The sequence below is a fragment of the [Limnothrix rosea] IAM M-220 genome, assembly GCF_001904615.1.
Taxonomy (GTDB): Bacteria; Cyanobacteriota; Cyanobacteriia; order Cyanobacteriales; family MRBY01; genus MRBY01.
The window spans coordinates 80,421-90,926 of the sequence record NZ_MRBY01000012.1 but is presented as its reverse complement, the minus strand read 5'-3'; the positions used below and the strand labels follow the sequence as shown (position 1 = coordinate 90,926).

10 protein-coding genes are annotated in these 10,506 nt (G+C 45.7%); 5 read left to right on the top strand and 5 right to left on the bottom strand.

The genetic code is table 11. The features are described from left to right. The first annotated feature begins 296 nt into the window (after positions 1–296). Positions 297–728 (top strand): hypothetical protein, encoded by a 432-nt coding sequence (locus NIES208_RS07355; protein ID WP_139325009.1) that lies wholly within the window; start codon positions 297–299, stop codon positions 726–728. A 165-nt stretch (positions 729–893) separates the two neighbouring features. Here NIES208_RS07355 and NIES208_RS07350 read toward each other — a convergent pair whose 3' ends face one another. Together NIES208_RS07350 and NIES208_RS07345 are read right to left on the bottom strand one after the other, a co-directional pair. After that, a complete protein-coding gene (locus tag NIES208_RS07350; protein WP_075891278.1) occupies positions 894–1,493 on the bottom strand; it encodes a rhomboid family intramembrane serine protease in 600 nt (199 codons plus the stop codon). Between the two features lie 67 nt (positions 1,494–1,560). Continuing rightward, positions 1,561–2,070 (bottom strand): ComEA family DNA-binding protein, encoded by a 510-nt coding sequence (locus NIES208_RS07345; protein WP_075891266.1) that lies wholly within the window; start codon positions 2,068–2,070, stop codon positions 1,561–1,563. Positions 2,071–2,343: 273 nt separating this feature from the next. Here NIES208_RS07345 and labA point away from each other — a divergent pair, with 273 nt between their 5' ends. From labA to NIES208_RS07325, 4 genes are all read left to right on the top strand, one after another. Next, the gene (gene labA, locus NIES208_RS07340; RefSeq protein ID WP_075891264.1) at positions 2,344–2,862 is read left to right on the top strand and encodes a low amplitude/bright protein LabA; all 519 of its coding nucleotides are present in this window, start codon (positions 2,344–2,346) and stop codon (positions 2,860–2,862) included. A gap of 248 nt (positions 2,863–3,110) precedes the next feature. Continuing rightward, on the top strand, positions 3,111–4,709 hold the full coding sequence (locus tag NIES208_RS07335) for a 2-isopropylmalate synthase (RefSeq protein ID WP_075891262.1): 1,599 nt from the start codon (positions 3,111–3,113) through the stop codon (positions 4,707–4,709). Between the two features lie 135 nt (positions 4,710–4,844). Beyond that, positions 4,845–5,279, top strand: coding sequence for an NUDIX domain-containing protein (locus NIES208_RS07330; RefSeq protein ID WP_075891260.1), 435 nt, complete (start codon positions 4,845–4,847; stop codon positions 5,277–5,279). 30 nt (positions 5,280–5,309) lie between these two features. Beyond that, positions 5,310–5,696 carry a RidA family protein gene (locus NIES208_RS07325; protein WP_075891258.1) on the top strand — a complete coding sequence of 129 codons (387 nt, stop codon included), beginning with the start codon at positions 5,310–5,312 and terminating at the stop codon, positions 5,694–5,696. Positions 5,697–5,920: 224 nt separating this feature from the next. Here the strand turns inward: NIES208_RS07325 and NIES208_RS07320 are convergent, their stop codons facing one another. The 3 genes from NIES208_RS07320 to NIES208_RS07310 form a co-directional block, all read right to left on the bottom strand. After that, positions 5,921–7,141: a DUF445 domain-containing protein gene (locus NIES208_RS07320; RefSeq protein ID WP_075891256.1), complete on the bottom strand. Its 1,221-nt coding sequence runs from the start codon at positions 7,139–7,141 to the stop codon at positions 5,921–5,923. A 122-nt stretch (positions 7,142–7,263) separates the two neighbouring features. Continuing rightward, positions 7,264–8,295 carry a peptidoglycan-binding domain-containing protein gene (locus NIES208_RS18920; protein WP_075891254.1) on the bottom strand — a complete coding sequence of 344 codons (1,032 nt, stop codon included), beginning with the start codon at positions 8,293–8,295 and terminating at the stop codon, positions 7,264–7,266. Positions 8,296–8,372: 77 nt separating this feature from the next. After that, positions 8,373–10,127 carry a potassium channel family protein gene (locus tag NIES208_RS07310; protein ID WP_075891252.1) on the bottom strand — a complete coding sequence of 585 codons (1,755 nt, stop codon included), beginning with the start codon at positions 10,125–10,127 and terminating at the stop codon, positions 8,373–8,375. Positions 10,128–10,506: the final 379 nt, after the last annotated feature.

The following is a 10,506-nucleotide window of genomic DNA, read 5'->3' as shown; positions in this document are numbered from 1 at the left end:
GTGTCTCCTTTTCTCTAAAGAATTTTGGCTACATTCTTATCCATAACTGACGTTAAAAGAGGAATTCTATTATTTTAGTGTTAGGACTCGTTTTCTATCGCTTTGTAAATTGAAAGAAAATAGTCGGTTTCACGGATTTTGTGATGATTGTCGTGAATCAGGAGCTCATTAATGTCCTTAATCGTTACCTAGGGTTCATCAATAAAAACTTTAGAGATGCGGTTTTTTCTAGCGAATACCAGTAGAATATTTGGTATCAATTGTTACAGTCTTGCAGTTGTCCCTATTTTTTTGCCATGTTAAAAGAACGTTTAACGCCTTGTGCCACCCTCCTCTACTACTGGCTTCGGAACTATGGTGATGTTCAGAAGATCAACTTGGCTAATTTTCAGGTTTGGTCGGAGGAGTTTTCTAAGGAAGCGTTTACTTCTAAGGAAATTGACCGGGCTTTTCGACGGTTAGTTCGGCTTGGTTTACTGCGTGTTAAAGGTGAGGTGATTTGTGTGACACCGATGGGGCAGGATTCGCCTGTTAAGTTGCAGCCTTTACCCAAGCGCTTGTTGAAAATTTGGCCATTGGAAGAGCGTTTGGCTGTGGGAAGTTTGGCGATCGCCTCTGCGATAGTTGTGGCCATTTCTGGTTTTGTGTTGGTGCAAAGACCTGTAGAATCACGAGCTGTTCTTGGTAGTCTTGATGCTCTTTCTGATATTACCCAGGTCGATCTTTAAGTGATTTCTATGGGGTTTTCTCCCATAAAAAGTTGTTCTTGCTTTAAAGATTTTTGGTTTTTAATATTTTACTTTTACAAAGCTGATGGAAAACCTTATGGCTGACACCAACAGGGTTTTATTTTTACCAGATTATCCCCGTGCAAAGTTTAAAATTACTTAAAATTATGGTTTGTTGCTGAGGAGCTTTGCTGCGACACCACCACCAATGAAACCAAATAAATGACCTTCCCAAGAAACGCCGGGGGTTACGGGTAAAACACCCCACAAAACGCCGCCATAGAAAAAGAACACAATGCCGGCTAGGGCAAGGGAAGGAATATCTCGCTGGAAGTAGCCACGAAATAGGAGAAAGCCTAAATAACCGAAGATCAGGATACTAGCGCCGAGGTGAACTGAGTTTGCTGCGCCAACAAGCCATACGCCCAAACCACCAATTACTGTGGCGATCGCCGTTACAGTCCAGAAATCTCGAATACGATTAAACATCACAAGCCAGCCGAGAATCCCAAAGGGTAAGGTATTCGCCATGAGATGCTGGAAATCACCGTGGAGAAATGGGGCAAAGATAACGCCCCGTAGTCCGGTCATATTGCGGGGAATGATGCCAAATACATCGAGACCGCCCCGCCATAGCTTTTGAAAAACGAATTGGTCACTAATTTCTAGTAGCCAAAATGTTAGAAGAAAGCTTCCTAAAATCATGACTTGTTGGCGGACTTCCTTGGCGATCGCCTCAGAACTTTGGCTATTTTGACGGCTCATAATCGTGATCGACATTGAATGCGATTTACCCCACGGTAACAACTTTTCCATGGGATCGGAGTCACCGTTACGAAAAGCTCAACCATGGTAATAGTTCGCTGATTACTTGTCCGGACAACTCAAGTCGTTGCTGCATTTGTGCCAAGTTTGTGTAGAGGCCGCGTTGACGTTCGTTCACAATGCGTTGGGCAAGGGGTAAATCGATGGTCGGGATTTGGGTTAATTCTGTGGGGTTAGCTTGGTTAATGCGTAATTTTTGAGGGGTGACTTCTGGAGCATAGTAGGAAAAATTGAGAATCGGCTCAAGGGGCTGCAGACGGGCGATCGCCATCCCCAAGGCCGCCGCAAAATCCTCCAAAGACAAGAACTGAACACCGTTGTTTGTGAGAGAAATAATCGCCTTGGCCTGATGAATAGAAATTCCGGGTAAGCGTAGTAAATCATCCACAGCAGCGCGATTTACATCAATACGCACCCCAAACTCAGCCGCCCAGAGGATTTCTTCTAGGGATTTGAAACGATAGTAGGGATCTTGCCGGAGTCTTTGGTGGAGTTGTTTCCTACGGAGAAATTTCATGGGAGATGCCAGTGAGAATGACACAATTTAGGCGGTGGGCGATCGCCTGCACTTTAATTGCGATGAATTGCCCTTTACCCTTACAATAGCCCGATAGACTTACTTTTATTTTAAATTCGTCCCTTTAAATTCGGACCTTAAATCTGGATAAAAAGAGACACCCTATTTTCATTTTTATCCCTCTTTGGGAGCCTTATTTTGCTCTCAAATTTAACTTCTAGAAAAAACTTTTATAAAACCCGAAACCCCGGACACTTTGGGGCTAACTTTAGTATGGAATTTTATAAGACTCGCCTATCTATTTTTATAGATGGGAACAATATGTTTTATGCCCAACAAAAGAATAATTGGTTTTTTGATCCCCGCCGGGTGATTGATTATTTCACCTGCGACCCAACTATCCGTCTAGTCAATGCCTTTTGGTACACCGGGCTCAAGGATTCCCAAGACCAGCGAGGATTCCGTGACGCTCTCATTAGTTTGGGCTATACGGTGCGCACAAAAATCCTCAAGGAATACTACGACGATATTTCTGGTCGCCATTCCCAAAAGGCAAATCTTGATATCGAAATTGTGGTTGATATGTTTAATACTGTCGAACAATACGACCAAGTTATTTTATTTAGCGGCGACGGTGATTTTGAGCGGGCGATCGAGTTACTCCGTTCTAAAAGTACCCATATTACGGTTGTTTCGACGGAAGGCATGATTGCACGGGAACTCCGCAACGCAACGGATCGCTACATTGACCTCAATGATCTTCGTCCAAAAATTGAAAAAGTGGAGCCCTAGGCCACAGACCAAAATTACAGGCGATCGCCTCCACTAAAAAATGGGGACAAGCTTCTTCCCTGACCTAAAATCTCCGACCTAAAAAGTTCTGGGAATTAACCGATTGTCAATTTCCGAAAGAAGTAGTTTATGCTAGGGAAATAATTATTTTTCCCTAGGGGAAAGATGGATTTTCTAACCTACTTAACGTTGCAAATTTTACGTATTTAATACTGCCCAATATTTTCACTCCCAAGGAGCGGGAAATTATGACTAAACAAGACGATCGCATTATCATTTTCGACACAACTTTACGTGATGGTGAACAATCTCCGGGGGCAACCCTCAATGGAGACGAAAAGCTGGCGATCGCCCGTGCCCTTGCTCGACTGGGTGTGGATGTTATTGAGGCAGGTTTCCCGAGAGCCAGTAAAGGTGACTTTGACGCGGTTCAGCGCATTGCTGGGGAAGTGGGTATCGAGGGTGGCCCTTCTATTTGTGGTTTAGCCCGCGCGACAAAAGGTGATATCGAAGCGGCTGGTAAGGCTTTGGCTCCGGCGGCGAATCCTCGCATTCATACCTTTATTGCAACTTCCGATATTCATTTGCAGTATAAGCTCCGCAAATCCCGTCAGGATGTTTTGGCGATCGCCCCAGAGATGGTGGCCTACGCGAAAACTTTTACGGATAATGTGGAATTTTCTCCAGAGGATGCGGGACGCTCTGACCCAGAATTTTTGTATCAAATCCTTGAAGCGGTTATTGATGCTGGCGCAACGACCGTTAATATCCCTGACACAGTGGGCTATACGACTCCCGCTGAATTTGGTGGTTTGATTAAGGGCATCAAAGACAATGTGCCAAACATCGACAAAGCGATCATTTCTGTCCACGGCCACAATGACCTCGGTTTAGCGGTGGCGAATTTCCTTGAAGCGGTTAAAAATGGCGCACGTCAACTGGAATGCACCATCAATGGCATCGGTGAGCGAGCGGGTAATGCGGCACTAGAAGAACTCGTGATGGCGCTCCATGTCCGCCGCCAATATTACAATCCTTTCCTCGGCCGCCCAGTCGATTCTGAAGAGCCTTTGACTAATATCAATACGAAGGAAATCTATAAAACGTCTCGCCTAGTTTCCAATCTCACGGGTTTGTCGGTGCAGGCCAATAAGGCGATCGTGGGTGTAAATGCCTTTGCCCACGAGTCGGGGATTCACCAAGATGGCGTGCTAAAAAATAAGCTCACCTACGAGATTATGGATGCCCAGTCCATTGGTTTAACCGATAACCAAATTATTTTGGGTAAGCACTCTGGGCGTAATGCCTTCCGTACCCGCTTGGCGGAGTTGGGTTTTGACCTTTCTGAAAATGATCTGAATAAAGCTTTTGTCCGCTTTAAGGATCTGGCGGATAAGAAAAAGGAGATTACCGATTGGGATTTAGAGGCGATCGTTAAGGACGAAACGCAACAGCCCCCTGAACTTTTCCGTTTAGAGTTGGTGCAGGTGTCCTGTGGTGATCATGCGAAGCCCACGGCAACGATTACTGTTCGCACGCCTGAAGGGGAAGAGCTAACGGATGCGGCGATCGGTACTGGCCCCGTTGACGCGATTTACAAGGCGATTAACCGTGTGGTGCAAGTGCCCAATGAGCTGATTGAGTACTCCGTGCAATCGGTAACGGCGGGTATTGATGCTATTGGTGAGGTGACGATTCGTCTGCGCCATGAAGGTCAGATTTATTCTGGTCATGCGGCCAATACTGATATTGTTGTCGCTTCCGCGCGAGCCTATATCGGCGCGTTAAATCGTCTTTATGCTGCGATCAAAAAAATCGACACGAAAAAGGAAACGGTGGTTAGCTAATTTGCTAGTTGACTATTAATACGAACTCACCCGAAATCGGCGATCGCCCCCAGATTTTTACAATTGGCGATCGCTTTTTATTGGACAAAATCAATAATGTAAAATAAACACGATTCAATTATTCAAATAACCTCTGTGACCTACAAAAATCCTGCACCGACGGTTGATATTCTCATCGAACTGGTAGATCGTCCCCACCGACCGATTGTTTTAATCGAGCGCAAAAACGAACCGTTTGGCTGGGCGATTCCCGGCGGTTTTGTAGACTATGGCGAATCGGTAGAAATAGCAGCAAAGCGCGAAGCTCTGGAAGAAACATCTTTAAAAATAAATTTAGTCGAGCAATTCTGTGTGTATTCCGATCCGTCGCGCGATCGCCGCAAACATACCATTAGCATTGTGTTTATTGCCACTGCCATAGGAGAACCCATCGCCGCCGACGATGCCAAAACAATCCAAATTTTTCAGCCTTGGGAAACACCAAAAAATCTTTGTTTTGATCACGAGCGCATTTTGCAGGATTATTGGTCATACCGTCACCATGGGATTCGTCCCCGCTTCGGTTCCTAAATTTTTGAGAGTTACACCACAGATTCATTCATGGAAAAGCAAATTATCCGTACCGACAATGCCCCCGCTCCCGTCGGCCCCTACAATCAGGCGATCGCCGCCTCTGGCAAAATGCTGTTTTGTTCTGGACAAATTGCCATCGATCCCAGCACCAACACCATCATTGAAGGCGATGTCCAAGCCCAAACCAAACAAGTCATGGCAAATCTCGAAGCCGTATTAACCGCCTCCGGTGCAACTTGGAGCAACGTTGTCAAGACAGGCGTTTTTCTTAAAGACATGAACGATTTCGCCGCAGTTAATAGCATTTATGCGTCCTATTTTGACGAAGCAACCGCCCCCGCCCGTGCTTGCGTTGAAGTTGCCCGTTTACCCAAAGACGTTCTCGTTGAAATTGAATGTATTGCGGTGCTCTAGAAGATACCTCTGCAAAAAAATACAAGGATGGGTGCAGCGAGGCATAATTTATTGAACCAATCAATAAGTTTCACCGAGCGTAACCCATCAATTTTGGAACCCATCCTACAAAAAACACAAGCACCCATCCCCAAAAAGATGCGTTACGACGGATAGATGATTTTTCTCCAAATGCCAGAATTTTTGCCGTCTCCACGACATCCTACGCAATCATCTTCACAATTTTAATTCAGCAGCAAAATAACAGATTGGGCAACGCCAACTAAAAAACCAAGAATCCCACCGAGATTGACGATCGCCTGCAATTCATTTTTAACAATGCCTTGAATTGCCCGTTCAAGTTCCCTTGGACTAGTCGCATTAATTCGGTCAATAATCACTTGATCAATCGCCAAAATTGGAATGACCTGCGCAATCAATTTTTCGAGGTCTTTTTCGAGATAACGTTCTAAAACTAAGGCTAACTCTTGACTCACCATACCGAGGGATTGATTGACAACTTGGGAAGATTGCAGACGACGCAAAATAATCAGCGCAACATTTTCCCAATCAACAGAATCACCCACATATTTAATCAGATCTGCACCCTTGTCTTGTAGATAGGCACGAATTGTTTGGTGGAAGGTTTTGCGCAGTTGTCTGACCGTTGCCACCGGTAAATTTTGCAGAGATAGACTTTGCAACCATAACCGTAATTTGGTGCGCACTTTTAGTGATAGTAGTAATTCTTGCAAACGCGCATTGGCGATTTCCCGCTCTTCGAGGCAAAATGCTCGCAATCGCGTCAAACTACTTTTTAAACCAAAAATATTCGCAACAACCCAATAGGTTCCACTAGATTTTTCGCGGAAACCAGTATCAATAATTTCAATATTTTTGTCCGTTAAAAAATCAATGAGCGCCTGACGAATATTATCCGGCGTTAAAACTGTCCGTAGCGCCCAGTCGGTAAACTGGCGAGATTGTGATTCGCTCAGCTGAAAATCGAGGATTACTTGGTCAAAAAGTTGATAGACTTGCTCTTCTAAAAAAGTCTCTTCCCTTGCCCAAATTTTAACGAGGCGTGGCAAGGATTCACTAAATAGGTCATGTAAAATACCGGCCAAAATGTTTGCGGTCTTTTGTTCGCGCTCTCCTTGAATTTGATCAAAGGCGAGATTTAGTAACCAACGAATGGCTGCATCAATGCGTTCGGTTTGTAAAAGTTTTTTCGCGAGATTTTGAAGTTCATCGGGTGTGAGTAAAGACCCCATAATAATGCGCGAAATATTACGGGCAAGACGGTCTTGGTTGCGGGGAATGAGGCCGGGGGTAAAGGGTAACGGGCGATCGCCGATGTAGATGGGTTTGTAGGGGCGAAATAGCATATTAATTGCTATGTCGTTGGTAAAGTAACCAATTACAGTGCCCGCCACCGGAGGTAACAACAATGTCCAAAAATTCAAAGCCCGCTTCTACCGCAATTCATGTTCGACATTTACGATTCTAAAACTTTTATTTTGGCGATCGCCCCCTTTGAGACGTAACTTACGACTGACGGAGCAGTCAGCGTAAATTTGTTATCCCCCTATCTATGGACAACCCGCGCATCAAAACCCCTTGCTTTTAGGGCATAGCTCATACTTTCCGCTTGATAACGATGGGCGTAACTACCCACATTCACAAAACTACCAAGGCGAGTCCTTTCCACGATCGCCCCGCTCACGACCGCACGCACCTCAGCCAAAAGACCGTCATTGCCCCGCACAGGCACAACCACTTGGTAGTCCAGACCGTTACCGTTGTTTGCTGTCGGAGTTTGGGGCGGAGTTGTTGGCGTGATCGGTGGTCTGAATTCAATATCAGGCGGTGCAGGGGTCGGCTGGGGAGTCGGCGTAGGGGTTGGAGTTGGAGTCGGCGTTGGAGTTGGAGTCGGCGTTGCGCCGCCGTTATCGCTGTTGAGATATGAGCCTAACCTTGCTCTGGTTGTCGGATCGGCTTCTCCTGTAACGGGTAGTCCTTCGACAAACTGAAAGGCTTTAACAGTGTCTTCGGTGGGTTCGTCGTAAACGCCTGAGGCTTGCAATCCCGTGTAGCCGCGCGATCGCAGAGCATTTTGTAAGACTGTCACCTCAAGACCTTGGTCGCCGCGTTTGAGGGTAGAACCGCTAGAGGCAGAGCCAGAGATCGGAGGAGTGGAGGGCGCTGGGCTGGCGATCGCCGTAAACTCCGTTTGTGCTAACCCCACCAAAGCCGAACAGGTGGCAGGACCAACTTCACCATCGGGATCAAGATTATTTACACGTTGAAATAAGAGTAAAGCAATTCTTGTTTGCTGACCAAAAATGCCGTCAACAGTGCCCGCATCAAAACCGTTGTCATTTAAAGTCTTTTGCAACGCTCTCACACTTTCTCCATCAGAGCCTGTGCGCATGTAAGTACAGGTCGCGGCAAGGACAGGTGAGATCGCCAATTGACCAATAACACTACCGAATAGTAGACCAACCCCTAAGACACGGCCAACAAATTTGGAATAATATCCAATGCTCAGGGGCACAAGAGAGCCATTTTGCGAAGAGCAGCGTAAAGAAGTAGAGATGATTCCGAAATTAGGCTTCATGGCAACGTCGGTTCAGGTGAAGGTCAGTAGTAAGGATAGATTTCCCGTCCGAGGAATTGCCTTAATCTTACGATGATTTATGAAGACTGCGGGATAAATGCCTCTATGGTCTTTACATTGCTATTATTTACTGTCGGCTCGACACTCACTCCATCACCGTCATTATTATTGCGTCGCCACAGTTTCTGAAGACCGTTGGCTGCAATTGTTAGGTACAACACGTCACCGGACTGGAGCTGATGATCTAGTAATCCCCAGCCATGGATATTGTGTCCGTCGGATTCGGCATAGAGGGGCACAAAATTAACGGCGATCGCCGCATCGCGAACGGTCTGGCCACAGAAAGGATGAATAGGCGTAATGCTTGTGGCAAGGGCAACCCAAAGCAAATCGTCGGTCATGCCATTACCAAGGATTCTGCCACCTAATGCTGCTGCTGCAAAGGAGTGGGTTGATAGTTCTGTGGGGGAAAGGACAAGGTCAAAGTCAAAAACTTCTTGGGCAGACTGGGCAAAATTCGCATCTTGAATTCTGACAATCACCGACAAATCATTCCGAATCGCCTTGGCGCTTAGGGCAATTTCCACATTGGTCATATCCTCGCTGGTTGCGGCAATGAGAGCTTCCGCGCGGTTGATATAGGTATCGCGCAGGCTATTTCCGACGCTGGCATCGGCAATAATGACGGGGATACCAAGGGCGCGAGCACTGCGTAAAAAACGGTTTTTATGGTTATTTTCTAAAACTACAACATCGTGACCCTGCTGGTGTAGTTGGCGGGCGATCGCCATGCCCATACCACCAAGACCACAAATAACAAAGTGATTTTGGTTTGGAATTTTTGTCGCATCCCAAAACTGTCGAATGCGGCTACCTAAAATAAAATCATTGATCAAGGCATAGCAGATACCAATTACGCCAGCTCCAACCACCATCATCATTGCCGTAAAAAGCTTGACCCAGTCCGGGGCAAGTTCCGCAACTTCCTCTTTGCCGCCAGCACCGGTAATCATACCGACAGAAAAATACAAAGCATCAACGACCGATAAATCAAAATTGACAAATACGTAAGTAAAAGTTGCCAAGCAAATCGTCACTAACAACGCCAAAATCACCAAGGTCATGGGCCGCACATGGTGTTGATATTGTCGCAAATTGGCGATCGCCTTAAAAACTTTGCGAAAAAAGGAACCACGCTTACTTTTCACCCTTGGGGGTGTGCCCAAAATCAAATGATCCCCCACCTGTAGCCGTTTACCCGTGACAACAGCAGAGACCAAATCTTCCTCTCCCCCCGCAGGCAAATAGTGAATTAACATCCGCTCAGAATTTTCCCAAAACTCACTCAAAGAATGACCTAGCCAAGGGTGATCGCGATCAATAACTTCTTCACGAATAGGCCATGTTTTTTTGTACAAATTCAATTGACCAATCGCTTTACTACCTAAAGCTGCAAACGCAAAAATTGGTGCCGCCAAAGCAGAAACACTCATCGAGACATGCTCTGGCAAAGTCTGGTCGAGGCGATCGCCGAGGGTCTGATTATAGAGGCGATTAATGATACGAATATGGGGATTTAGTACCCGAGCCTGAGTTAAGACCCCCAGATTAAGGGCATCATCATTGTGCGCTAAAACCAAGGTCTGTGCTTCACGAATACCCGCATGGATAAGCGTTGCAGCCTGACGCGGATCGCCAATCACCACCGCTTGGGAGTTTAAAGACATAGGGCGATCGCTGATACCAATCACCTCAGCCCCCTGTTGCGAAAGTAGGCGAAAAATCCTGTACCCAGTTCGCCCTAAACCACAAATAATTATTCTCGGTTGCATGATATTTCAGGCCTACATAAATTCAGAGCAAAAAAACAAAACGTCTAGGCCAAAGAAACTAGACTCGATCCTACTTCAATTGATAGTTGAAATTGCAATTAATAATTGTAATCACCCCTACACCTCAAAACATCTTCATATTTGTAAACGTAGCCACTCACATTTTAGGCTGAGAATGGCAGGAAATCATATTTATATTTTCTTAAACTTATTGTTAAATATCGTACTCCATCAAATAGAAAAAAACCGGCATTTTACATATTCGCATTTAGTAAAAACCACATTTAGCACGAGTCTTAACTTCAGTAGGATTCTATCCAAGGGAAATTTGAAATAAAACCGAATTCTATGCAAAATCGGCAAAGCCACGGAGAATCTT